Below are 23737 nucleotides of genomic sequence, written 5' to 3'. Positions count from 1 at the left end.
GGTTACCGGTCAGCTACCACCGATCAGCGCAGGGCCGATCCGCATGTCCTCTCACATATCCAGGCCCAGATCCAGCACCCGCACCGAGTGGGTGAGCGCGCCGATGGCGAGGTAGTCCACACCGGTGCCCGCATAGTCCGCGGCCTGTTCCAGCGAAAGTCCGCCGGAGGACTCGAGTTTCGTGTCGGGAGCGGTGTTGTCGCGACGCTGCACCGCGGCTTGGGTCTGCCACAGCGGGAAGTTGTCCAGCAGCACCAGTTCGACGTTCTCGGCGAGCACGGCGTCGAGTTGTTCGAGGCTGTCGACCTCGACCTCGCACGCGATATCGGGCGCCAACTCACGCACCGCACGCAGGGCGTTGACGACAGAACCCGCGGCCACGACGTGGTTGTCCTTGATCAGCGCGGCATCGCCCAGACCCATGCGATGGTTGACGCCACCACCGACGCGGACCGCGTACTTCTGCAGGGCGCGCAGGCCGGGCAGGGTTTTCCGGCTGTCGCGGATCTTGCAGTCGGTGCCTTCGACGGCGTCGACCCACGCGGCGGTCGCGGTCGCGATGCCGGACAGGTGGCACACGAGATTGAGCATCGTGCGTTCGGCGGTGAGCAGGCCGCGCGTGGGGGCGACGATGCTCAGCACCGACGTGCCCGGCTCCACCCGAGTGCCGTCGGCGACGTGCGCGGCGATCTCGTAGTTGCCGGCGCCGAGCACCTCGTCGAGCACGAGCAGCCCGACATCGATGCCCGCGACGGTGCCGTCCTGGCGCGAGACCACCGAGGCCTTGCTCACCGCGTCTTCGGGGACGGTGGCGACCGTGGTGACGTCGGGTCCGTAGCGCAGGTCCTCGTCGAGGGCGGTACGGATCAGCGTGAGCAGCTCATCGCGGTCCAGGGTGGCGTCCAGTGCCATCACTGCACTCCTGTTCTCGGGCGCGAGGTGCGCCGGGTCGCTTCTTCTTCACGGGAATCGTCTGGCACGGTGGACATTTCGAGTGCGCCGTCGGGCAGCAGTCGAATGGCCGTGCTGTGTTGTCGGTCGTCGACCGGGTTCGGGTACTCCGCGCGGGTGTGACATCCGCGGCTCTCGGTCCGCGCGGCCGCCGCCGTCAGCAACACACGCGCGGTCAAGGTCAGTGCCGCGTCTTCGATCTCGCGAAGGTGCCGTGCCGCTGAATCAGTGCGTGGCACAGGCACTTCCGATGTTTCAGCGTCGATCCGCTTCATAGCGCCGGCAAGCCCGGCACCGTCGCGCACGACCGAAGCGTGCTCGGTCATTGCCTGCTGTACCACCGCACGATCAGCGCGTTCCAGTGTCCAAGAAGGCAACTCGTCGATCCGAGCATGCACACCGACCCGCTCGACAGCTGCCGCACCGGCCCGCTCGCCCACGACAAGCCCTTCCAACAAACTGTTGGACGCCAACCGATTCGCACCGTGCAGACCGGTCCTGGCGACCTCGCCCGCCGCGTAGAGCCCCGCAACACCGGTGCGCCCGTGGGTATCGGTGAGCACTCCACCGCACTGATAGTGCGCGGCGGGCGCGACCGGAATCAGTTGCGTCACAGGGTCGATCCCCGCGGCGAGGCAGGAGGCGGTGATCGTCGGGAACCGCTGGGCGAACCCGTCGACAGCACGCGCGTCGAGGAAGACATGGTCGGTGTCCAGCGCCCGCATCCGCTCCGCGATCGCCCGCGACACCACATCGCGTGGGGCCAGATCACCGCGCGGATGCACACCCGCGGTCACCGAGTTCCCCTGGGAGTCAACGAGAACAGCGCCCTCGCCGCGCACGGCTTCGCTGATCAACGGTCGTCGTCCCACTCCACCGGGCGTGTAGAGCACTGTCGGATGGAATTGCACGAATTCGAGATCGGCAACGGCCGCTCCGGCCCACAAGGCCAGCGCCACACCGTCACCGGTCGCTCCGGGCGGATTGGTGCTGAGCGCGTAGAGCTGCCCGAGGCCGCCGGTGGCCAGCAGCACCGAAGGGGTGTGCACGACACCGAAACCGTTGTCCGACACCGCGATCACGCCCTGGACACCGTCGACCCCGGTGACCACCCGCAGGGCGGCGGCACCGAACATCACCGGCAAGCCCGCCGCGTTGAGCGCCCGCTGCACCTCGGCGCCGGTGGCGTCCCCGCCGGCGTGAATGATGCGCCGGGTGCTGTGTCCACCCTCGCGAGTCCGCGAGATCTGTCCGTCGCGACCGTGATCGAACACCGCACCGAGATCGGTCAGCGCCGCAACCGCGGCCTGTCCACCCTCGACGATCGAACGCACCGCGTCGACCTCGCAGAGTCCGGCCCCGGCTTCAACAGTGTCACGCACATGCGAGTCGACCGAATCACCTTGCGGCGCAACAACAGCGATGCCACCCTGCGCGTACTGCGTGGAGGTGTCGGTCGGCCCACCCTTGCTCAGGATGAGCACCCGCAGCCCACGCAATGACGCGGTGCGCGCCGCGGTGAGTCCCGCGACGCCACCGCCGATGATCACCAGGTCGACCTCGGCCTCCCAGGACACCGTCATGGTCGTTACCGGCTCGCCGTAACGGCGCCGGTCACTCGCCACCACCGGAGTTGCCGATGGCGATCATCCGCTGCACCGACGCGCGACCGGCCTCGGCCATCGCCAGGTCGACATGCACCTCGTCGGCGCCTTCGACCAGGCAGCGCAGCAGCGCGGCCGGGGTGATCATCTTCATGTACTTGCAGGAGGCGCGATCGTTCACGGCCTGGAAGTCGATCCCGGGCGCGGCCTTGCGCAGCTGGTGCAGCATCCCGACCTCGGTGGCGACCAGCACCTGGTTCGAGGTCGACGCCTTCGCCGCGTCGATCATGCCGCCGGTGGACAGGATGTGCACCCGCTCGGCCGGGAACGCGCCCTCACCGGCCAGGTACAGCGCCGAGGTGGCGCAACCGCACTCCGGGTGCACGTACAGCTCGGCGTCGGGGTGGGTGCGGGCCTGCTCGGTGAGCTCGTCGCCGTTGATGCCGGCGTGCACGTGGCACTCACCCGCCCAGATGTGCATGTTCTCGCGGCCGGTCTCGCGCTTCACGTGCGCGCCGAGGAACTGGTCCGGCAGGAACAGCACCTCACGGTCGGGGTCGATCGAGTCGACCACGTCGACGGCGTTGGAGGAGGTGCAGCAGATGTCGGTGAGCGCCTTCACCTCGGCGGTGGTGTTCACGTACGACACCACCATCGCGTCGGGGTGCTCGGCCTTCCAGGCGCGCAGCTCGTCGGCGGAGATCGAGTCGGCCAGCGAGCAGCCCGCGCGCTGGTCCGGGATGAGCACGGTCTTGGCCGGGCTCAGGATCTTGGCGGTCTCGGCCATGAAGTGCACGCCGCAGAACACGATCGTGTCCTCTTCGGCCTCGGCCGCGATACGCGACAGCGCGAGCGAGTCACCGACGTGGTCGGCCACGTCCTGGATCTCGGGCAGCTGGTAGTTGTGCGCGAGGATGGTCGCATTGCGTTCGCGCGCCAGGCGGCGCACCTCCTGCGCCCATTCCGGCGTCGCCTCGACACCCGCGTAGCCCGTGGGTCCGTCGAATACCGCACCCATCAGCGCCTGCTGTGCAGTCGTCGTCGCCATGGTGGCTCCCTTTCTCGTGCGAGCGGCCGCATCGCCGTGATTCGCACCAACCAGGTTTTCGACTTACAATCGAAAACGTGCCTCATAGTAACACCATCCACGAATCGCTCACCGCGGTGTTCCAGGTTCGCCACTTCCCTGCCAGCATTTCCGCAGGTAGAGGCGCCAAGCACCCCGAGCTGGCCGTTTTGCTGTGGGAACGCGCGCTCGATCCGCAGAAAGGCACATGGTCGCTGCCCGGCGGCCGACTGCGCGACGACGAGGACCTGGACACCTCCGCCCGCCGCCAACTCGCCGAAAAGGTCGACGTGCGCGACCTGCACCACCTCGAACAGCTGTCGGTGTTCAGCAACCCCGACCGCGTGCCCGCCCCCCGCCGCATCGCCTCGGCCTACCTCGGCCTGGTCCCGCTGACCACCGAGCCCGAACTCCCTCCCGACACCACCTGGCACCCCGTGTCGAACCTGCCCGACATGTCCTTCGACCACCGCACCGTCGTCGACCACGCCCGCACCCGCCTGGCCGCCAAACTCTCCTACACCAACATCGCCTACGCCCTGACCCCCGACACCTTCACCATGTCGACCCTGCGCGAAATCTACTGCGCCGCACTGGGCTACGACGTGGACACCACCAACCTCCAACGAGTCCTGTCCCGCCGCAAGGTAATCACCCCCACCGGCGCCACCGCCCCCTCCGGCCGAACCGGAGGCCGCCCCGCCGCCCTCTACCGCTTCACCGACTCAGGCCTCCGAGTAACCGACGAATTCGCCGCCCTCCGCCCCCCGAACTGAAATGTGCCCCGAACCGATTCGCGGCCCGCCACCCCGAATCACGGACTGGGCGAAAAGATCTCGCCGACATCCAGCGTTTGCAGATGCAAACGAACCCGCTCGGCGAAGTTGTCGGCCCCGGCCGAACGTAAGGCCTCCGGCAGCGCTTTGCCCTTGCGGCCGACCCAATAGACGAGTTGTTCACGCACCACCGCGCGCACAAGCGCGGGCTTGGAGTCATCGACAAGTTCGAAGAAGGCGTCGGCGCCGTAGACCTCGTAGGTCAGGTCGTCGATGCCGTCGAATTCGAAATCTTCATGGTTGGCCGTCAGCACCATGTCGACGTCCCCATGGACTGCGGCGCAATGGACATGCGCATCGAAGACATCGGGATACGCGACGTTGCGATCGACCGCATACCCGAGGATTTGGCTGTTGTCGCCGAACGTCTCGATGATTGTGCGCCGGATTCCACCGACCTGTTGCTCAGCGAGGAACGGATTCTTCCTCCGCAGGTTGTACAGCGCCTCCGCCATGATGTCTTCGGTCCAGTAGATCTGGAACATCCCGCTGCCGCCGCGTAAATACAGCAAACAGAGCCAATCACGCAGCGTGCGCGAGTAGAAGATGTTGGCATCCACCAGAACTCGCTGCACCTGCTTGCCGCCCATGCCGACATGCTATCGGGCACCGACCGCTTCCAGCACAGATCCAGCTACTCAATCCGTAATGTCCCATTGCTCCTCCAGCGCTCGCAGTTCGTCGAAAGCCTTGCTCTGGCGGGCCAATTGAGCGCGTCGGTAGTCGATCACGTCCCGGCTGGACAGCCGGGTATGCGCGCCCACCTTGTGAGACGGGATCCGCTGTTCGCGTACGAGCTTCATCAGCGTCGGCCGGGAGATGTTCAGCATCTGCGCGGCCACCGTTGTCGTCACCTCCGCCGGAATACTGCCCACTGTGACAGTGCAGCCCCGCCCGACCAAATCGACCAACTGCAGAATCACAGAGGTCAGCTCGGCGGGAACCGTCAGGGATGTCTCAGGGCTTCCTGCGGCCTGGATCGAGAGCGTCGGCCGCTCATCGCCAAGGAATTCGCGAATATTCCCGGCCTGCTCGACCTCGCGCGCAGTGACCGACACGGTTGCTCGATCACCACGTAGCTGGGGGTCCATGGCTCCTCCGATTCGACTGCGTCGCTGATAGACACCAAAGTCTAGCTCGCTCCACTTATAACTACAATCACTTTACAGTTATACGTGAAAGGTGCATGCGGCGCCGAGTGCCATTGACAACGTATATCCCACAGTGGAACATGGTGGGATCGGTCGGTGAGTTCGCCGACATCCTTCTGATCGAAAAGAGCGGCCCTTGCCCACGATTCCGTGGATGACCGTCGGCACGCCCACCACGCCCGAGGTGCAGTGCATGGCCTCGCGGCTCGAGGTGAAGTCCTTGCGTGACGCGCCCGGTTTCCTGATCGCGTCGCTGGCGCTGTGGCGGCAGGCGCGACGTTCGCCGGGAGCGCTCGGCGTGACGTTGAAGGCGCAGCTGTCGAAGCGCACGTTCTGGACGTATTCGGCGTGGGAGAACAAAGCGTCCATCTACGCCTACGCGGGCGCCGAACCCCACAAGTCCACCGTCGAGCGCAAGCGAAAAGTCATGCGGGACGCGACTTTCGTGTTCTTCACGGCTCCGGCCGATGAGTTGCCCCTGCCCTGGGACGAGATCCAGCGCCGGATCGCCGAACAGCGCGCCTCGACGCCACCCGACCCCACGCACTGACGCGCGCGCACCGAAAGTTGTCGGTGGCCGGTGTCACACTGCATGGCATGGACAACAACGCAGCGGACGCGAAAGAGACCATCTCCTACGATGACCCGGATGCACCGTGGAACCGGGAGTACTCGGCCGATGAGATGGCCGGGTGGAACGACGGGGTCATTGCCGAGTTCCGGGGTAACGACGGGCAGGTCGGCGGTGACTACGCGGGGGCGACGTTGTTGTTGCTGACCACGACCGGAGCCAAAAGCGGTAAGCCGCATGTGGTTCCGTTGGGGGCGCTGTATCGGGGCGACACCCTGTATGTGAGTTCGTTCATCGAAGGGAAGTACCCGGCGTGGTACCACAACGCCAAGGCTGACCCGCAGGTCAGGATCGAGTTGGGCGGCGAGAAATTCGCGGCGAATGCCGAGGTGCTGACCGGCGAGCGGTATGACGAGTTCGCGACGTGGGCGCTCGCGGAGAACTCGTTGCTGGCCGAGTATCAGGCCAAGGTCGACAAGCCGTTGCCGTTGGTGGTGCTGACTCGAACCCCGTGAACTGACTCAGGATTCGTGGCGGCGATCGCGGTGCTTGGGTGCGCGCCGGTAGGTACGTCCGCTGGGTACCGCGGTGGCCGCGGACGAGCTGCGCAGGGCGTGGCGGCGGCGCCAGGCGACCAGGTCGGGCCGCTCCACTGCCTGCTTGTTCTCGGTTTTCATGATCAGGTCCTCCCCCGAGATGCGATGCTCCCATGATAAGAAACGGGCACACCCACGTTCCACTGGTTTTCGAGTGTGAACCGTTGCGCGCGAGCCACTATTCCGCGGCCGGCTGCGGATCGGACTTCTTCAACGGCGCCCCGATCAACACATCCGCCCACCGCGTCGACGGATCCATATCCAACAGCAACGCCTTCACCAGCAACGTCAACGGAATCGCCAGCAACGCGCCCAGCGCCCCGATCACCCACCCCCAGAACACCAGCGACAAGAACGTGACCGTGATCCCCAGCCCCACAGCGTCACCGACGAACTTGGGTTGAATGATCGACTGGATCACGAAGTTGATCACCGAATAGACCACGATCACCCAGATCATCAGCACCGGCCCGCTGTCGAGCAGGGCCAGTAACGCGGGTGGGATCACCCCGATGATGAACCCGACATTGGGGATGTAGTTGGTGATGAACGACAGCACCGCCCACAGCACCGGCAACGGCACCCCCATCGCCCACAGTGCCCCACCGTCGAGCACCGCCACGATCGCACCGAACACCGTCGACACCACCAGATACTGCCGCGTGCCCGCCGCGAAGGACCGCAGTGCCTGCGCGATGGCGGGCCGATCCCGGCTGACCACCTGCATCCGCTGCCCCATGCTCATCCCGTCGAACGCCATGAACAGCAGCAGCGCCAGCACGAAGAACAGATTGGAGAACAGACCGAGCACCCCACCCAGCACCTGCTCGACGACGCCTGCCGCCTGGCCGACGTCGATTCCGTCGAGCGCCTTCTGGATCTGTTCGTCGCCCACGCCCTGGTCCGACAGCCACCCGCGGCCGCTGTCGAGCAGGTCGTTGAGCTTGTCGTCGTATTCGGGCAGCAGGGTCACCAATTGCGCCGCCGACAGCACCAACGCACCGCCGATCCCGACCAGGATCGCCACCACCGAGATCAGCGCGCCGAACATCCCGACCCAGGCAGGCCATCCGCGCCGTTGGGCCCATCCTTGAATCGGCTGCACCGCGACGGTGAGCATGAGCGCGAGGAAGACCGGCCCGATCACCCCGGCGAACGCTTTCATTCCGGCGATGGCGACCACCGCGGCGGCCACCGCCAGCAGCACGATCAGTCCGCGCGGAATCGACCAGTCCTCGGTGGCGCGACCCTCGGTGTCGTGACGTGATGTGTCCATCGGCGCTCCTCAGCTCGAGGATTTCGACGCTACCTGCCGATATGCCGTCTGCCGCGCCTTCGACCGGGCGAGTTCGGCACCGGATCAGGCGGTCTTCATCTGCGGCTTCGGCGGCGGTGCCGCGGTGCGCCGAGTCAGCCGTCGCACCGCCCAGAACATCAACTCGACCACCCAGAACACCACCAGCGCCACCGTCACCACGATCACCGGCACGGCGAGAAAGATCAGCGACGGCACCGCGATCAACAACCAGCCGAGCACGTCGACCGCCCGCGCCCCACGCAACCGACTGCCCAACCGCACCGCCGCCCACATCATCCAGCGCCGCGGCACCGACACCCCGGCCTCGTGCAGACTGCGCCGGAACAACCCGTCCGCGTCGGCGGGCCCGACTTCGCCTGTGCGACACAGGTAGTCGTGCAGGATCGCGGCGCGCGTGTAGTCGCCGTAGCGCGGAATCAACCACACCAGCGCGCGGGGAACCGAGGCGAAGTCGGTGCGGAATCCCTCAGGGACGGTGAATATTTCGACCGCGCCCTGATAGGTCAGCGGTTGCACCAGGCGCCAGAATTTCGCGTCGAGTTCCTCGACGACCGGACCACCACCGATGAATGCCACGACCGTTCCTCTCGCGCCGCAAGAAGCCCCCTACCTGCTGCTATGACACAGGATAGCGCGAGTGGACGATTCAACCATGCGGTTGCGAACTCTGGTCGACATCGCCGCTGGGCCGAGACTGTTCGGCACCGTAGGGCACGCGATAGACCTCGAGATCGTCGGCGTACTCCGCGGGCCGAAGGTCGCCCAGCAACCCCATCGCACCGGATCCCAAATCGATCCGTGGGTGCAGCGCGGCGAGGAACAGCAGCACCAGCGCGGCCAGGAACGGCTGAACCACCAGCGCGAGCGAGGTGCCGACTTCGGCGGGCAGCGCGACGATCTGGCCGACAACCGGATCGTCGGGTCGCGGATGGGCAACGCCGGCAACCCATTCCCCGATCCACATCATCACCGCGGCACCCAAGCCGGAGGCGAACAGCACGCCGAGCACGAGAGCGGGCCCGCGCGCGACACGCACCCGCCACGCCCCGACCGCGCTCAACACCGCCACCACCGCGCCGATGCACAGAAACATCCCGACCGCGTCGAACAGGTGCAGGCTCTCGCCGGTGAGCACCGCGGCGCGACCGGGCTGGGTCACCCGCAACCGCTCGGTGGGCGCGAGCACGCCCCACACCACCCCGGCCACGGCGCTGGCCACCAGCACCACCGCCATGACGACGCCGACACCGATCACCTCGCGCCGCAACACTTCTGGGCGCTGCACGCTGCCCAGCACTACCGGCGTTCCAACTGTGCCGATTCGATGACACCGTGCCGCGAGCACTTGGCCCACCACCCGTCGGGGCTGATCTGCACGACCATCCGGCGACCGCACTGTTCGCAGAATCGCGGCGGTTCCAGCCCCAGCGTGGCCGAGGCGGGTGTTGGGTCGTCGATTCCCGGCACGATCCGTTTGCCGGTGAACGGGTTGTAGCGCTCGGCGAACCGGGCGTCGTGCTCGTCCAACGCAGTTACCGCCTCCGTGAAGTGCGACCGAACCGTCGCGGGTGCTTCGACCTGGGTCGATTCTCGATCGTACACAGCGCTTTACAGCGTGTCGTTGAACGCTTTGATCGGCATGCTCAGCTCGCCGAGCAGATCCAGATCGGACTCCGCGGGACGGCCCAGCGTGGTCAGGTAGTTGCCGACGATGACGGCGTTGATGCCGCCGAGCATGCCCTGCTTGGCGCCCAGATCACCGAGGGTGATCTCGCGACCGCCGGCGAAACGCAGGATGGTGCGCGGCATCGCGAGCCGGAAGGTGGCGATCGCACGCAGCGCGTCGGCGGCGGGCAGCACCTCGAGGTCACCGAACGGGGTTCCGGGGCGCGGGTTGAGGAAGTTCAGCGGAACCTCGTCGGGGTTCAGCGCGGCCAGCTGCGTGGCGAACTCGGCGCGCTGCTCGATGGTCTCGCCCATGCCCAGGATGCCGCCGCAGCACACCTCCATGCCTGCTTCGCGCACCATCCGCAGGGTCTCGAACCGCTCCTCGTAGGAGTGGGTGGTCACGACCTTGGGGAAGTGCGACTTGGCGGTTTCGAGGTTGTGGTTGTAGCGGTGCACGCCCATCGCGGCGAGCTGGTCGACCTGTTCCTGGTTGAGCATGCCCAGCGAGCAGGCGACCTGGATGTCGACCTCGTTGCGAATGGCCTCCACGCCCGCGGCGACCTGCGCCATCAGCCGCTCGTCGGGCCCGCGCACGGCGGCCACGATGCAGAACTCGGTGGCGCCGGTCTTGGCGGTCTGCTTGGCCGCCTCGACCAGGCTGGGGATGTCGAGCCAGGCCGCGCGCACGGGCGACTGGAACAGTCCCGACTGCGAGCAGAAGTGGCAGTCCTCGGGGCAGCCGCCGGTCTTGAGGCTGATGATGCCCTCGACCTCGACCTCCGGGCCACACCACTTCATCCGCACGTCGTGGGCGAGCTCGAGCAACGCTTCCAGACGGTCGTCGCCCAGCCGAAGGACCTCCACGGCCTGCTGCTCGGTGAGGCCTTCGCCGCGCTCGAGTACCTGCTCACGGGCGATGGCCAGAATATCGGTCTGGACGGGTGCCTGCGTCACGTCGTGATGTCCCTTCGACGGGGGTGTGCGCACGAGCCGTGGGTGTGATCCACCCGGCGTGGCCGTGCAACTTGAACGGTGTTCAGGATAGGGTAGCGGCTATAAGTGAGTCACGACACTCGGGTCGGAAAATCTGTTCGGAAGGACGCGCGTGCAACTGCGGAAGACGGATGTGATCGATGCCGCCATCGCGATCCTGGATCAGTACGGGCTCGCCGATCTGACGATGCGCCGCCTGGCGGGTTCGCTGCAGGTGCAGCCGGGCGCGCTGTACTGGCACGTGAAAGACAAGCAGTCGCTGCTGGGCGCGGTGGCCGACCGGATTCTCGCCCCGATGGACCAGCCGATCACCGCCACCGAGTGGCCTTCCCAGCTCACCGAGTTGGCGCATCGCCTGCGCGACTGCCTGCTGGCCTATCGCGATGGCGCAGAACTGGTTTCGGCCACCTACGCCTCCCGACTGACTACGAGCAAGGCGCGGGAACGTCTGGCCGGCATTGTCATTCGCGCCGGTATGACCAGGGAGGAAGCCGATCTCACGGCCTACACCCTGCTCTACTACGTGCTGGGCCAGACCGTCGACGAGCAGTCGCGGATGCAGATGGATTCGGTCGGCGCGCTGCCGCAGGACGACACTCCCCTGCTCGAAACCCCCGACCCCACAGCACGTTTCGACTTCGGTCTGCAGTTGTTCATCGCGGGCGTGCGCACCATTCTCGGTGCACGGGTGCGCTGATCAGGGCGGGTCGTCGCGGTTGGCGTCCTGGTAGCGCGCGATGAACGGCAGCACTTGCGATTCGATGACCGTGTTGTATTCGTGCGGGCGCTGAATCGGGTTGGCGTGTTCGATCCGACTGGGCCGCACCACCAGCAGTGATCCGTCGACACCGCCGGAGTGTTCGATCAGGACCCGGTGCGAATACTCCACGTCGACAACGGAATCGCGGCTGGCGTCGCGCGGCCGGATGAACACGATCGCCGGGTTTCGCTTCTTCGGATGGGGTTCGCCGAGCGCGTCCAGATCGCCGGTGCCGCCGCTGGCGACGATTGCCATGAACTGCGCTTCGATCAACCCGTTGCTGGCGGCGTCGCGGGAGAAGATCTTGTCCCGCAATACTTCTGAGGCCACCTCACGAAAAGCGTCCAGGTCGATGTCGGGCAACAGTCCGTGCCACAGCTGGAAACGTTCACGCCGAGCGGACATCTCGACGGTGAAGCGCAGCAGCCGACTCTCCCTGGCACCGGGCAGCCAGCGCAACCACCGCACCAGATCGGTTCCCCGGCTGCGACTTTCGGGCCGCACCGCATCCAGATCCAACGGCGTGCAGTCCAACACCACCGCCACCAACCGCCGATCGCTGTGCAGGTGGATGTGCTGGGCCACTTCGAGAGCGATCACCCCACCCATGCTGTGCCCGACCAACACGATATTGCGCACCCCGCCGTAGGTGGCGGCCCGCACGATCATGTCGGCGATGACCTTGGTGTCGATACCCGCGTTGTCGTACCGCACCGCCCACACCACCCCGATCCGGCTCAACACCGGCAACGCAGAGGCGGTGGGCACCGCGTTGACGCCTCCCAGACCCACCATGTCGACCACCGCGGTATCCCAATCCCGCGAGTCGGCGGGCAGGTGCGCGGGCAGCAACTCCGGTGCGGTGCGGGCCAACCGCTCACGCTCCGGCGCGACATCGTGCACCCAGTACTGCCCGAACACCATCAGCGCCACCGCCAGCACCCCGACAACCCGCAACACCGCCAGCCTGGTCCGGCGCCACCGACGCCACCCGTGCCCGACCCGCGTTTCCCGCAACCGTTCCCGCCGACGAACATCGTCGAAGTCCGCGACGGTAGACGGATGCCGATCCATTGACGACATTCCCCCACTGTAGGGGCGCGGGCCGAGTGCCCTCGGCTACCGTGCGTAGCGCTGGGCGTAGCTGGTGGGCGGTTCGCCGAAGATCTTGCGGAAGTCGCGACTGAGATGCGGTTGGTCGGCGTAACCGAGGTCGGCGGCCAGTGCTGCCCAGTCGAGGTCGTGGCCCGCGGCGAGCCGCTCGGTGACCTCGCGCAGGCGGTAGCGGCGGATCACCCATTTCGGCCCGATGCCGACGTGCTCGGCGAACAACCGCTGCACGCGCCGGACACTGCTGTCGCATCGCCGCGCGAGCGCGTCGACGGTGAGGATGCTGTTGTCCTGGGCGATCATGGCCACGATCCGCGCCGTGCTCTCGGATTCCGGGTCGGCTTCGGGCAGGTGCGCACGCAGCAATCCTTCGACCGAGGCGACGTCGGCTCGATCAGGAATGTCCGGTCCGAAAACTGTTGTCGCGTCGACCTTTCGGTCCCGCAGGCGCGCGACCGGACCGTCGAGAAACGGACGAAAGACACCAGGCCGGAAGGCGACACCGAACACCGAACCCGAGCCCGTGAGCTCCCGGTAGACGTGTGAGGACGAGGGGCCGTGCAGTTCGGCGCTACCGTCGCGAAAGGTCAGGTGCACGTTCGGCAGCGGCACGACCAACTGCCGATACGGCCGCTCATAGTCCCAGGTCACGGCCCAGTACCGGTCGACATACCGCGCCAGATCACCTGACGGCGCGTTGAACGCGTGACGCTGCGACGACTGCCAGGCACCGCCCAGTTCGCGCGGATCGCGTTGCACCCGGTGAGTCTATGTCGCGTTTGTTCAAGACAACGCCGCGTCGCGGTGGTTACCTCGGTGTATGTCCGAAACCGAACGTGTGGCGCGCGCCGCGGCGCCGCTGGCCCAGCTCATCCGCACCATCGATCCGGAGCAGCTGTCCGCCCCGACGCCCTGCGCGGAGTTCGACGTCGCGGCCCTGCTCGAGCACCTGCTGTTCTGGGGTCCGTCGCTGGTCGGCGCGGCGCGCAAGGAAGCCGTCGCGCCCCCGGCAGCCACCGAATCCGAGGTCGATCTCACCGCGGGCGACTGGGCCGCCGCCCTGGATGCGCACCTGGACGCCCTCTCCACCGCCTGGCGTGACCCCGCCGCGTGGCAGGGCACCACCCACATGGGCGGCCCCATGGAACTGCCCGCGTCGCTGGTCGGCGGCATGGTCGTGGGTGAGCTGATCGTCCACGGCTGGGACCTGGCTCACGCCCTCGGCACCACCGTGCACTGGGATGACGACCTGCTGCGCCAGACCTATGACGACACCGCCGCCACCGCCGAGCAGGGACGGGCGATGGGCATCTACGGCCCGGAGGTCCCGGTCCCCACCACCGCGCCCCTGCTGGATCGCATCCTCGGACTCACCGGACGCGACCCGGTCTGAGCTCTCGCAGGTGCACGCGTGGGCGCCGATTCAGTTGCTGTCCACCGGATCTCGGGGTTTGATCAGACCCGGTGGCACCACAACCGGGCGTGCGGGGAACCAGCGGTACATCGCCAGCGCGCCGAGTCCGATCCCGAATGCCATCAGTGCGCCCGCGGCGGCAAGACCGGCCAGCGCACCGACCAGACCGACCGCGACCGGGCCCGCGAAGGCACCGACGTCGTGGGTCAGGCGCCAGGCGCCGAGGAATTCCGCGCGGCGGTCCGGTGGTGCGGCGTACACGCCGACAGTCATGATCAGGCCGTTGCTCAGGCCGTTGGCCAGGCCCAGCAGCATGGTCGCGGCACCCATGGTGAGCACCGAACCGGTGAACGGCAGGACCGCGTAGCCAAGGGCGAAGCAGATTCCGCAGGCGGTGCCGGTGACGCGGCTGCCCGCGCGGTCCAGCCATACGCCGGCCGGATAGGACATGAGTACGTCGACCGCGCCGGCCAGGCCGAACAGCAAACTCGTTGTCGCGGCGTCGATTCCGAGGTGCGCGGCCCACAGCGGCAGCAGGACTGTGCGGGATGCTCGTGCGGCACCGACTGCGACCGAGGCGAGTCCGAGAGTTCTTAGGACTCTGCGATTTTCGGATAACACTGTGTGCACTGGTCGCAGCGCCGCAGGGTCACCGATCTCGCTGGAACGGATCGCCACCATCGCCGCCGCGGCCGCCAGCGTGGTGACCAACTGCAGCCACAGCGCGCCGACCGGCCCCATCCCGTGCACCAGTGCCGCGCCGAGAAAAGGCCCGCAGAAGAACCCGAGCCGGTGCGACCCAGCCAGCGTCGACATGGCGCGCCCGCGTTGATCGGGCGCGACCACCGACACCAGATAGGTCTGCCGCGCCAACCCCCACACCGCACCCGCCGCCCCGTTGAGCAGCAAACCCACTGCCAGCACAACAAGATTCGGTGCGAAGATCGCCGCGAGCACCCCGACGGTGCCCAGCACACTGCCGACCCCGATCGCCGCCCGCTCTCCGATCCGGGCGACGATCCGTCCCGCGGGCAGGTCGGCGAGCACCATCCCGAGCCCGCCCAGCGCCACGATCAGCCCTGCCATGCCCGCGGATGCACCGAGATCCAGTGCGCGCCAGGCATACATCGGCGCGGCCGCACCAGCTCCGGTGCCGTACAAGGCCATTGGTGCGAACACCGGCCAGATCAGCGCACGTAACTGCAGGGGTTCGGTGTCGAGGGTGCCTGCGCTCATCGTCGGCCACCCGCGCGGCAGAAAACCAGACGCCGTGAAGTCTCAGGTGTCGCGCGTGTACCGAAACCCTCGGCGCCTGCGTCCTTTTCGCTACCTTCCTGCGCCTCTGACGCCCCGCTGACAACGGGTCGCGCCAACCCACTCTGCCGCCGTGGCCTACTGCACCCCGATCGATCGGTCAGCGGAGCGTCAACGTGACGCGGTCGGCCGCAATTCTCGCCGCCGCGACAACAACATTCGCCGGATCCAGCACTCATCCGACAGCAGCGGGTGTCTGCGCGAACTGACTCTGCGGCCGCGCGAGTCCGAAGTGATCGCGCAGGGTGGTGCCGGTGTATTCGGTGCGGAACAGCCCACGTTCCTGCAGGATCGGCACCACCGTCTCGGTGAAAACTTCCAGCCCGCCGGGGTAATACGGCGGCATCACATTGAATCCGTCGGCCGCGCCCTGGGTGAACCACTGCTCGATCGTGTCAGCCACCTGCTCGGGTGTCCCCGCGAACACCCGGTGCCCCCGCGCCCCCGCCAACCGGTGCAGCAGCCCGCGCAGGGTCGGCCGTTCCCGTTCGACGATCCCCGCCACCACCTGCAACCTGCTGCGCGCGTTATCGGTGACATCACCCGCCCCCGCGAACACCTCCACGGGCACCAGCTCGTCCAGCGCGAGCGTGCGCAGCGAGGTCCCGGTGATCGATTCCAGCTGCTTGATCCCGTATTCGGGCACGGTCAGTTCATTGAACTCGCGCTCCAAACGCTGTGCGGCAGCCTCGGTGTCGGCGATGAAGGGGCTGATCCCCGGCAGGATCTTCACCTCGTCGGCGGTGCGCCCGAACTCTGCTGCCTTGGATTTGATATCGGCGTAGAAGGCTTGCGCGTCCGAAAGCCGTTGGTGCGCTGTGAAGATCGCCTCCGCGTACTTACCCGCGAACGCGCGACCCTCGTTCGAGGCACCCGCCTGCACCAGCACTGGACGACCCTGCGGTGTTCGAGCCGCGTTGAAAGGCCCACGCACGCTGAGATGTTCGCCGACGAAGTCGATCGGATGGATCTTGTCGGGGTCGGCGTAGACACCGGCGGCGCGGTCGAGCACGATCGCGTCGTCCTCCCAGCTGTCCCACAGCCCCACCACCGCATCCACGAATTCCCGTGCACGGGCATAACGCTCGGCATGATCGGGATGCGCTGCGCGCCCGAAATTGGCTGCGGCCAAGTCGGTTCCGGTGGTAACGATGTTCCACCCCGCCCGACCGCCGGAGATGTGGTCGAGCGAGGAGAACAGTCGCGCCAGGTTGTAGGGCTCGTAATAGGTGGTCGACGCGGTCGCGATCAGACCCAGATGTGTTGTCGCCGAGGCGATCGCGGTGAGCAGGGTGATCGGCTCGAGGCCTGGCGCCGCATTGTGTCGCACGTCGGTGCGCAGGGCGGGACCGTCGGCGAAGAACACCGCGTCCAGTTTCGCCGCCTCCGCCGTGCGCCCGATCTCCTGGTAGTAGGACACGTCGTAGATGCGGTCGGGGCTGCTGTCGGGATGCCGCCACGCCGCCTCGTGATGCCCGGAGGGATAGATGAACGCGTTCAGACTCAGTTGACGCGGTGCACTCATGACGCCTGCTTCACTTTCTCGAATTCCGTTGTGTCCACGCCGAGTCCGGCCAACAGCACGTCACGCAACCGGACGAACTCGGGTTGCGCGTGCCTGCGCGGACGGGGCGTGTCGATCCGCTGGTCGATCGTGATCACGCCTTCGTCGAGCACCAGTACCCGGTCGGCGAGCAGCACCGCCTCGTCCACATCGTGGGTCACCAGCAGCACGGCGGGCCGGTGTCGCCGGCACAGCGCCTGCAGCAGCGCGTGCATCCGGATCCGGGTCAGCGCGTCCAGCGCACCGAACGGTTCGTCGGCCAGCAGCAGTTCCGGCTCACGCACCAGCGACCTGGCCAACGCCACCCGCTGCTGTTCACCGCCGGAAAGCTCACGCGGCCAGGCTTTCTCCCGCCCGGCGAGTCCTACCTCAGCCAACGCCGAACGGCCACGCTGTGCCGCGTCCCGCCCGGTCAACCCGAGCACCACATTGTCCAGCACCCGCGCCCACGGCAGCAGCCGCGAATCCTGGAACACCACCGCACGCTGCTCGGGCACCGTCAGTTCGCCCGAACCCGGTACCTCCGAATCCAATTCGGCCAACGCCCGCAGCAGCGTGCTCTTGCCCGAACCACTGCGACCGAGCAGCGCGACGAACTCACCGCGCCGGATCTCGATGTCGATGCCGTTCAACACGATTCGCTTGCCGAAGCCGCGAGTCAGCGCGCGGGTGCGCACGACGACCCGCTCGTCGGGGCTCAGTCGCCCAGTGTCTGTCGCCATGCCAGCACCTTTCGTTCCGTTGCCCGCACGGCGAGGTCGCCGAACAGTCCGAGCAGTCCGTAGATCACCAGTCCGACCACGATCACGTCGATCTGGCCGTAGGTGCGCGCCTGCGTCATCAGGTAGCCGATGCCGCTGGTCGCGTTGACCTGTTCGACCACCACCAGCGCCAACCACGAAATGGTCACCGCCAGCCGCAATCCCAAGAAGAAGCCCGGCAGTGCACCCGGCAACGCGATCCGCCGCAGAAAACCCCACCGCGACAGTCCGACGGTCTCGGCCAGTTCCACGTAGCGCGCGTCGACACTGCGCAGGTAAGCGTGGGTATTGAGGTAGATCGGAATGAGCACGCTGGTGGTGATGACGATCAGCTTCATTTCCTCGCCGATGCCGAACCACACGATGAACAGCGGGATCAGCGCCAGCGTCGGAATGGCCCGTTTGATCTGCACGGGACCATCGACCACCGCCTCACCGAGCCGACTCAACCCGGACACCAGCGCCAACACCACGCCGATCACCACACCGAGCACGAGTCCGACCACCGCACGCTGCAGGGAGGTGAGCAGATTGGACTGCAACCGGCCGTCGGCGATCAGCTCCCCCGCGGTCGCCGCGACTGTCCACGGCGCGGGCAGTGTCTCGGGATCTATTGCACCAGAAAGTGATCCGAGAACCCAGCTGCCGATGAGCAGGGCCGGACCGATCGCGAAGCCGAACGGGATCGGCTTGCCCGGTCCGAGTCGGCGCTTGCCGCGCCCGCGCGGTGCGAGCACCTCCACGGGTGCGGTGCTGGATCGGATACGCCGCAGGACCCCGGCGTCGAGGGTGGCCATCAGCTCGCCGCCGGCGCGAACGCCGCCCCGCTGGCGGTGACGGCCTCGGTGACCGCCGCGTCGAACCGCAGGTCGAACCCGTCGACGGCCTTGATCTTCTTCGGCAGTTCGCCCACGGCGTCGATCGCGTCGATAGTGGACTGTTGACGGGCGATCAGCTGCTGGTCCAGGTGCGGGAACGTGTAGTTGCCACCCGATTCGATGATCCGCCTAGCGTCGTCGGCGCTGACCTTCTGGTTCTCGACGTAATAGCGGGTCGCCCATTCGTCGCGGTGGGTGTTGGTCCACTGCCAGGCCCGCACGAACGCGCCAACCAGAGCGCGAGTCGCCGCGGCCTTCGCCGGATCCTGGACCACCGCGCGGCGCGCGTACAGGTAGGCGAGGCCGCTGTAGATGCCCGTGGTTTCCGAATCGGGGATCAGTGAGGCGCCCTGGGTTCGCAGGAACCGGGTCACGTTCGGTTCGATCAGCGGCGCGACATCGACCTGACCGGTGCGCACCGCATCGGGGAACTCGCCCAGCTGCAACCGAATCAGTTGCACGTCAGCGGGTTTCAAACCGGCCTTCGTGAGCGCCTTCAACACCGAGGCCTGCTGGGCCGTCCCCTCGGCGTAGGCGATCTTCTTGCCCTTCAGGTCTGCGAGCTTGGTGATCGAACGGCCCGGTGCGACAGCGAGTTTCATCGCCTGAGGGTTGACCTGATAAGAGCCGATGATCGGCACGTCCTGCCCCGCCGCCAACGCGTGAATCGGCGGCACATCGCCGACCTGCCCGACATCGGCCGCGCCGGCCCGGAACGCCTCGAGAATGGCCGGGCCACCGACGAAGTTCGCGAACTCGATCTTGAACGGCAACTTGTCCAGCTCACCGGACAGTCGCAGCGCCGATTGCAGCCGCTCCTGCTGATCGGCCACGATCAGCGTGGTCCCCGGCGGAACCTCGGTCGGCAGGGCGACATCAGGCGTGCCGACCGGTGCGTCCTTGCCACTGGCACAGCCGCTCAGGCCCAACGTCGCAACGGTTGCCACCGCGAGCAGTGCGGCGGTGGTGCGGCCTCGCAGGCCGGGCAGGAAGGTGTTCGGTCGGTACATACAGGGATTGAATCAACCACGCCCCGCGCCGAATACCTTTAGCTTTCCCGTGATTCGAACCACGGGCGGCTTCCCGCGGCGGACGCGCGTGGCGCCCGCTCGCGAGAAGGCCGAGACCCCGAACTCAGAAGGGCTGCCCGCTGAGCAGACCCAACATCATGATCGGCAGGTAGAGCACCCTGAACAGCGCCGATCGCACCGGGTCCCCGGCGAGCATTCCCTCGCTGATCCAAGCCATCAGGTCAGTGGAACCCATGAGCGTTCTCCTTCGTACGAATTGTCGGACAAGCGTGAATCGTGTTCGCCCCCAGCAACGTTAACCTCGCTCACGAAATTCCTCGGAACGACTGGTCCCGTCCCGCTTCCAGGTGGCACCGCGTGCCTTGTACAGTCACGGTGTCATCCCCGGCGGGTGCGGGAATCCGGTGTAACTCCGGAACGGTCGCGCCACTGTGATCGCCTCACGGCGAAAGTCAGACCTCCCTCGCCGGGACACCCTCTGAAAGGGCCGCGCCTTGCCTGTGGAGATTTCGCGATGACCCGTGCGCGGGTCTCGCTCGCCTTACCCCTGCTCGGGGCGTTGCTGTCGGCAGCGATGATCGCCGCCACCGGCTTCGGTGCGGAGATCGTTCCTGTGTCCGCGGTGCTGGACGCCCTCACCGCCCGGCTCACCGGCGCGACACCGACCGACCTCGGCATCGACACCATCGTCTGGCAGCTCCGCGTGCCACGCACCCTGCTGGCCGCGATCGTCGGCGCCGGATTGGCACTGGCGGGCGCGGCGATGCAGACGCTGGTGCGCAATCCACTGGCCGACCCGTTCCTGCTCGGCGTCTCCTCGGGTGCCGGGGTCGGCGCGGCCGCGGTGATCACCTCCGGGTTGTTCGCGGGCGCGGGCATTTGGGCGTTGTCGGGCGGTGCGCTGCTGGGCGCGCTCGGTGCGGCGACCCTGGTCTTCCTGATCGCGCTCGCGCAGGGCGGACTCACTCCGCTGCGACTGGTTCTCACCGGCACCGTGCTCGGATCCGCCTTCGCCGGGTTCAGCAGTTTCCTGGTGTTTCGCAGCACCGATCCCGCCGCGGCGGAGTCGGTGCTGTTCTGGTTGCTGGGCAGTCTCGCCGGTGCCGATTGGACGACCTTGGCCCTGCCTTTTACCGTCGTCGTGACGTGCGGTGCGATCCTGATGGCAGTGGCGGGCTGGCTCGACGCGCTCACTCTCGGCGCCGATACCGCGTCCTCGGTCGGAGTACCGGTACAGCACCTTCGGATCGGCCTCTTCGTGCTGCTGGCAGTGCTCGTCGGGGTTCTGGTCGCGGTGTCGGGTGGCATCGGCTTCGTCGGCCTGGTCGTCCCGCACGCCGCGCGCATGATCGTGGGCCCCCGCCACCGCAATCTGCTGCCTGCCTGCGCACTCGGCGGTGCGCTGTTCCTGGTGATCGCCGATGCGGCCACTCGAATCCTGGTGCGTCCCACCGAAATACCCGTAGGCGTTTTGACCGGCCTTATCGGCGCCCCGATCTTCCTGCTGCTGATGGGCAGGCGCCGCTACCAGTTCGGGACCTCATGAGCGGCTGGCTGCGCGTGTTCGATCGACCAGCTGCGAACCGCGCGGCAGGTGACACCACACCACGACCTCTCCTCGCACCGAACGCGCCCGACTGCGATGTCGACAAGACGGCGCCGGACTGCACCGCAGGCAACGCCGATTCCCGAACAAGGGAGGCACCGGCGCACACAGGCACGGCGGGGCGACCTGGCGAACTGCGAGCCGTCGCACTCACCTGCGCGATCGGGCATCGAGATATCGTTGTCGATGCCGAATTCTCGATCAGGCCCGGCGAGGTCGTCGGCATCGTCGGGCCCAATGGCAGCGGCAAGTCGACGTTGCTGCGGGTGCTCGCCGGGGTCGACAAGCCGAAACACGGCCAGGTCCTCGTCGACGGGCAGGTGCTGCACGCGCTGCGGCCGCGGCGACGGGCTTCGGCCGTGGCACTGGTGGCGCAGGACGAGACTCCGCCCGCCGACATGCTGGTCGGCGAAGTGGTCGCGCTCGGCCTGACGCCCTATCTGCCGCCGTGGGGTCTGGGCGGCCCGCGTGAACAACACCGGGTGGCACAGGCGTTGGCGGCGGTCGATCTCGCCGGTTTCGCGGGCAGGCAGGTGCATCAGTTGTCCGGTGGCGAACGGCGGCGGGTTCTGCTGGCCAGGGCACTGCTTCAGGACACTCCGGTCCTGCTGCTCGACGAGCCGACGAACCATCTCGACGTCACCCATCAACTCGAACTCCTCACGCTGATGCGAACCCTGAACCGAACCGTCGTCGCCGCCCTGCACGATCTCGCACTGGCCGACCGCTACTGCGACCGAATCATCGTGCTGCACAACGGTTCCGCGCGACCACCCGCACCGCCGTCGCAGGCCCTGACACCCGAGATCGTCGCCGAAGTATTCGGTGTCGACGCGACTCGCGTGCGGCATCCCGTGACCGGCGACCACCACCTGTTGATCACTGCCCGAGAGGCTCGATGATGAAAACGACCGGCCCGATCCTGGCCAGCACCGCACTCGCGGTCGCGCTGACGGCTTGCACCGGCACCACCACGCACACCGCATCCACGATCCCGATCACCAACTGCGGCAAGCAATCCCCGTTCCCCTCCCCTGCCCAGCGCCTGTTCGTCAACGACGGCAACCTCATCTCGATGGTGCTGGCACTGGGCGCACAGGACCAGGTCGCCGCGGTCTCGAGCATCCAGCGCGACGCGGACACCCTGCGCGCCCACTACGGAGCCGAGATCGTCGACAGCCTGAACTCTGTTGCCCCCGAATACCCTTCACGCGAAACCGTGCTGGCCCAACGCCCCGACGTCATGGTCGCCGGCTGGAGCTACGGCTACGACGAGGCGAGCAACCTCACCCCCGCGACCCTGCGCAAGGACGGCATCGCCGCCTACGTCCTCACCGAAAGCTGCCGCCGGCAAGACGGCGCGCCCGCCCGCGGCACTGTCGAACCGTGGACCGCCCTGCGCACCGACCTCACCGACCTCGGCACGATCACCGGCCGCCAGAACCGCGCCACCGAGGTCACCGCCGACCTCGACCGCAGACTCGCCGCCCTGACCACGGCCCCGAAACCCGCCACGCCGCCGACGGTGTTCCTGTTCGACAGCGGCACCGACACGATCTTCTCCAGCGGCAAATACGGTGCGCCGCAGGCAATCCTGGAAGCAGCGGGCGCGCGCAACGTCCTCGACGACGTCGACGACACCTGGACCAAGGTCTCCTGGGAGCGCCTCGCGGCCGCCGACCCGGACGCGATCATGTTCGTGGAGTACCCCGGCCAGACCTACGCCCAGAAGGTCGAACTACTGCGTTCGAAGCCGGGCATCAACACGCTGCGCGCGGTCCGCGACAGCCGATTCTTCACCCTGCCGTACGCACTGTGGACCAGCGGACCGCTCAATATCGATGCCGCGGAACAGATTCGCCGGCAGCTCGAAGCCTGGCAACTCGTCCCCGCCTCGGGCATCACACCCCGCGCGGACGACGCGGTGCGCTGATCGAGCGCGCTCAGTCGAGCGCGCCCCGCTCGGCCATAGCCCCCAGCTTCGTCAACGCCATCTGCCAGCTCGCTTCGTTGTCGGCGGCGCTGAGACCCGCCGGAACGTCTTCGTGCACGATATCGAGCGCGGTTCCGCCGTCGGCGTCGGCCAGGGTGAAGGTAATGGTCTGCGCCCCGGTCATATCCGGCTTCTCGGTCACGAATTCCAGCACCTCGACCACCTGCTCGTCCGGGACCAACGAGCGGAACTTCCCGAAGTACGCGTCGTGCTGCTGCGTGATTCCCGCCTCGGTGGGCTGGTCATAGGTGAGCGTCAGGGAGAACGATCCGCCCTCCACCGGCTCGAACCGATGCACCTCGATGGACATTCCGTCGGGCATCATCCAGGCAGCCACCGAATCGCCGTCCATCAGCAGTCGATAGACGGTCGAACGAGGCGCGTTGATGTGCGTGCCGATCCTGGTCGTCGCCATGGATTCACAGTACAGGGAACGCAAAAAGGCCCCCAGCAATGCTGGGGGCCTTTCGCAATGATGTTCCGGCAGTGTCCTACTCTCCCACACCCTGTCGAGTGCAGTACCATCGGCGCAGGTGGCCTTAGCTTCCGGGT

General features: G+C 67.1%; 28 protein-coding genes and 1 riboswitch. Of the genes, 8 read left to right on the top strand and 20 right to left on the bottom strand.

The window, feature by feature from the left end; translation table 11 throughout:
* Positions 1 to 51: 51 nt before the first annotated feature.
* Genes nadC through nadA form a run of 3 tightly spaced genes read right to left on the bottom strand, consistent with a single transcriptional unit; the run spans position 52 to position 3603 of the window.
* Positions 52 to 912, bottom strand: coding sequence for a carboxylating nicotinate-nucleotide diphosphorylase (gene nadC, locus ACFWVD_RS18805; RefSeq protein WP_379244397.1), 861 nt, complete (start codon positions 910 to 912; stop codon positions 52 to 54).
* Complete coding sequence (locus ACFWVD_RS18800; protein ID WP_379244395.1) at positions 912 to 2534, bottom strand: L-aspartate oxidase; 1623 nt, start codon at positions 2532 to 2534, stop codon at positions 912 to 914. Before ACFWVD_RS18800 ends, nadC begins: the two co-directional genes overlap by 1 nt.
* Before the next feature lie 31 nt (positions 2535 to 2565).
* Entirely contained in the window at positions 2566 to 3603 is a 1038-nt protein-coding gene (gene nadA, locus ACFWVD_RS18795; protein ID WP_379244393.1) for a quinolinate synthase NadA, read from the bottom strand.
* 77 nt (positions 3604 to 3680) lie between these two features.
* On the opposite strand from nadA, the gene ACFWVD_RS18790 reads away from it, so the two are divergent.
* A complete protein-coding gene (locus tag ACFWVD_RS18790) occupies positions 3681 to 4397 on the top strand; it encodes an NUDIX domain-containing protein (RefSeq protein ID WP_379244391.1) in 717 nt (238 codons plus the stop codon).
* Between the two features lie 38 nt (positions 4398 to 4435).
* Here the strand turns inward: ACFWVD_RS18790 and ACFWVD_RS18785 are convergent, their stop codons facing one another.
* Both ACFWVD_RS18785 and ACFWVD_RS18780 read right to left on the bottom strand, forming a co-directional pair.
* Positions 4436 to 5047 (bottom strand): PIN domain-containing protein, encoded by a 612-nt coding sequence (locus ACFWVD_RS18785; protein WP_379244389.1) that lies wholly within the window; start codon positions 5045 to 5047, stop codon positions 4436 to 4438.
* A 48-nt stretch (positions 5048 to 5095) separates the two neighbouring features.
* Positions 5096 to 5548, bottom strand: coding sequence for a helix-turn-helix domain-containing protein (locus ACFWVD_RS18780; protein ID WP_379244387.1), 453 nt, complete (start codon positions 5546 to 5548; stop codon positions 5096 to 5098).
* Between the two features lie 214 nt (positions 5549 to 5762).
* Here ACFWVD_RS18780 and ACFWVD_RS18775 point away from each other — a divergent pair, with 214 nt between their 5' ends.
* Positions 5763 to 6158, top strand: coding sequence for a hypothetical protein (locus ACFWVD_RS18775; RefSeq protein WP_379244385.1), 396 nt, complete (start codon positions 5763 to 5765; stop codon positions 6156 to 6158).
* Positions 6159 to 6205: 47 nt separating this feature from the next.
* The gene (locus tag ACFWVD_RS18770; RefSeq protein ID WP_379244383.1) at positions 6206 to 6694 is read left to right on the top strand and encodes a nitroreductase/quinone reductase family protein; all 489 of its coding nucleotides are present in this window, start codon (positions 6206 to 6208) and stop codon (positions 6692 to 6694) included.
* 6 nt (positions 6695 to 6700) lie between these two features.
* On the opposite strand, the gene ACFWVD_RS18765 is transcribed toward ACFWVD_RS18770, so the two are convergent.
* The 6 genes from ACFWVD_RS18765 to bioB form a co-directional block, all read right to left on the bottom strand.
* The gene (locus tag ACFWVD_RS18765) at positions 6701 to 6856 is read right to left on the bottom strand and encodes a hypothetical protein (protein ID WP_379244381.1); all 156 of its coding nucleotides are present in this window, start codon (positions 6854 to 6856) and stop codon (positions 6701 to 6703) included.
* A 97-nt stretch (positions 6857 to 6953) separates the two neighbouring features.
* The gene (locus tag ACFWVD_RS18760; protein WP_379244379.1) at positions 6954 to 8051 is read right to left on the bottom strand and encodes an AI-2E family transporter; all 1098 of its coding nucleotides are present in this window, start codon (positions 8049 to 8051) and stop codon (positions 6954 to 6956) included.
* Between the two features lie 84 nt (positions 8052 to 8135).
* Positions 8136 to 8669, bottom strand: a complete 534-nt coding sequence (locus tag ACFWVD_RS18755) for a DUF1353 domain-containing protein (protein ID WP_379244377.1) — start codon at positions 8667 to 8669, stop codon at positions 8136 to 8138.
* Positions 8670 to 8739: 70 nt separating this feature from the next.
* Positions 8740 to 9390: a DUF2567 domain-containing protein gene (locus tag ACFWVD_RS18750; protein ID WP_379244375.1), complete on the bottom strand. Its 651-nt coding sequence runs from the start codon at positions 9388 to 9390 to the stop codon at positions 8740 to 8742.
* Positions 9390 to 9620 (bottom strand): hypothetical protein, encoded by a 231-nt coding sequence (locus ACFWVD_RS18745; RefSeq protein ID WP_379244756.1) that lies wholly within the window; start codon positions 9618 to 9620, stop codon positions 9390 to 9392. Before ACFWVD_RS18745 ends, ACFWVD_RS18750 begins: the two co-directional genes overlap by 1 nt.
* An 81-nt stretch (positions 9621 to 9701) precedes the next feature.
* Positions 9702 to 10715, bottom strand: a complete 1014-nt coding sequence (bioB, locus tag ACFWVD_RS18740) for a biotin synthase BioB (RefSeq protein ID WP_379244373.1) — start codon at positions 10713 to 10715, stop codon at positions 9702 to 9704.
* Between the two features lie 151 nt (positions 10716 to 10866).
* Here bioB and ACFWVD_RS18735 point away from each other — a divergent pair, with 151 nt between their 5' ends.
* Positions 10867 to 11451, top strand: a complete 585-nt coding sequence (locus ACFWVD_RS18735) for a TetR/AcrR family transcriptional regulator C-terminal domain-containing protein (RefSeq protein ID WP_379244371.1) — start codon at positions 10867 to 10869, stop codon at positions 11449 to 11451.
* Here the strand turns inward: ACFWVD_RS18735 and ACFWVD_RS18730 are convergent, their stop codons facing one another.
* Positions 11452 to 12588, bottom strand: coding sequence for an alpha/beta fold hydrolase (locus ACFWVD_RS18730; RefSeq protein WP_379244754.1), 1137 nt, complete (start codon positions 12586 to 12588; stop codon positions 11452 to 11454).
* 45 nt (positions 12589 to 12633) lie between these two features.
* The gene (locus ACFWVD_RS18725) at positions 12634 to 13383 is read right to left on the bottom strand and encodes a DUF6597 domain-containing transcriptional factor (RefSeq protein ID WP_379244369.1); all 750 of its coding nucleotides are present in this window, start codon (positions 13381 to 13383) and stop codon (positions 12634 to 12636) included.
* A gap of 61 nt (positions 13384 to 13444) precedes the next feature.
* On the opposite strand from ACFWVD_RS18725, the gene ACFWVD_RS18720 reads away from it, so the two are divergent.
* Positions 13445 to 14017 carry a TIGR03086 family metal-binding protein gene (locus ACFWVD_RS18720; protein ID WP_379244367.1) on the top strand — a complete coding sequence of 191 codons (573 nt, stop codon included), beginning with the start codon at positions 13445 to 13447 and terminating at the stop codon, positions 14015 to 14017.
* A gap of 30 nt (positions 14018 to 14047) precedes the next feature.
* Here ACFWVD_RS18720 and ACFWVD_RS18715 read toward each other — a convergent pair whose 3' ends face one another.
* The 6 genes from ACFWVD_RS18715 to ACFWVD_RS18690 form a co-directional block, all read right to left on the bottom strand.
* On the bottom strand, positions 14048 to 15274 hold the full coding sequence (locus ACFWVD_RS18715) for an MFS transporter (RefSeq protein WP_379244365.1): 1227 nt from the start codon (positions 15272 to 15274) through the stop codon (positions 14048 to 14050).
* 253 nt (positions 15275 to 15527) lie between these two features.
* Positions 15528 to 16877 carry an LLM class flavin-dependent oxidoreductase gene (locus ACFWVD_RS18710; RefSeq protein ID WP_379244363.1) on the bottom strand — a complete coding sequence of 450 codons (1350 nt, stop codon included), beginning with the start codon at positions 16875 to 16877 and terminating at the stop codon, positions 15528 to 15530.
* Positions 16874 to 17638 (bottom strand): ABC transporter ATP-binding protein, encoded by a 765-nt coding sequence (locus ACFWVD_RS18705; RefSeq protein WP_379244361.1) that lies wholly within the window; start codon positions 17636 to 17638, stop codon positions 16874 to 16876. Before ACFWVD_RS18705 ends, ACFWVD_RS18710 begins: the two co-directional genes overlap by 4 nt.
* Positions 17614 to 18474, bottom strand: coding sequence for an ABC transporter permease (locus ACFWVD_RS18700; protein ID WP_379244359.1), 861 nt, complete (start codon positions 18472 to 18474; stop codon positions 17614 to 17616). Before ACFWVD_RS18700 ends, ACFWVD_RS18705 begins: the two co-directional genes overlap by 25 nt.
* Positions 18474 to 19565, bottom strand: coding sequence for an ABC transporter substrate-binding protein (locus tag ACFWVD_RS18695; protein ID WP_379244357.1), 1092 nt, complete (start codon positions 19563 to 19565; stop codon positions 18474 to 18476). Before ACFWVD_RS18695 ends, ACFWVD_RS18700 begins: the two co-directional genes overlap by 1 nt.
* Before the next feature lie 124 nt (positions 19566 to 19689).
* Positions 19690 to 19821 carry a hypothetical protein gene (locus ACFWVD_RS18690; RefSeq protein WP_379244355.1) on the bottom strand — a complete coding sequence of 44 codons (132 nt, stop codon included), beginning with the start codon at positions 19819 to 19821 and terminating at the stop codon, positions 19690 to 19692.
* A 160-nt stretch (positions 19822 to 19981) separates the two neighbouring features.
* A riboswitch (cobalamin riboswitch) is annotated at positions 19982 to 20045 on the top strand.
* Between the two features lie 55 nt (positions 20046 to 20100).
* Between ACFWVD_RS18690 and ACFWVD_RS18685 the strand changes: the two genes are divergently transcribed.
* Genes ACFWVD_RS18685 through ACFWVD_RS18675 form a run of 3 tightly spaced genes read left to right on the top strand, consistent with a single transcriptional unit; the run spans position 20101 to position 23125 of the window.
* Positions 20101 to 21132 carry a FecCD family ABC transporter permease gene (locus ACFWVD_RS18685; RefSeq protein ID WP_379244353.1) on the top strand — a complete coding sequence of 344 codons (1032 nt, stop codon included), beginning with the start codon at positions 20101 to 20103 and terminating at the stop codon, positions 21130 to 21132.
* Positions 21129 to 22094 carry an ABC transporter ATP-binding protein gene (locus ACFWVD_RS18680; protein WP_379244351.1) on the top strand — a complete coding sequence of 322 codons (966 nt, stop codon included), beginning with the start codon at positions 21129 to 21131 and terminating at the stop codon, positions 22092 to 22094. The genes ACFWVD_RS18685 and ACFWVD_RS18680 overlap by 4 nt, the downstream gene beginning before the upstream one ends.
* On the top strand, positions 22094 to 23125 hold the full coding sequence (locus tag ACFWVD_RS18675) for an ABC transporter substrate-binding protein (protein WP_379244752.1): 1032 nt from the start codon (positions 22094 to 22096) through the stop codon (positions 23123 to 23125). The genes ACFWVD_RS18680 and ACFWVD_RS18675 overlap by 1 nt, the downstream gene beginning before the upstream one ends.
* Before the next feature lie 10 nt (positions 23126 to 23135).
* On the opposite strand, the gene ACFWVD_RS18670 is transcribed toward ACFWVD_RS18675, so the two are convergent.
* On the bottom strand, positions 23136 to 23737 hold a 602-nt coding region (locus ACFWVD_RS18670; protein ID WP_379244349.1), incomplete at its 5' end, for an SRPBCC domain-containing protein.

The organism is Nocardia sp. NPDC058666 (assembly GCF_042714895.1).
Classification (GTDB): Bacteria; Actinomycetota; Actinomycetes; order Mycobacteriales; family Mycobacteriaceae; genus Nocardia.
This window is presented reverse-complemented; position numbering and strand designations above follow the sequence as displayed.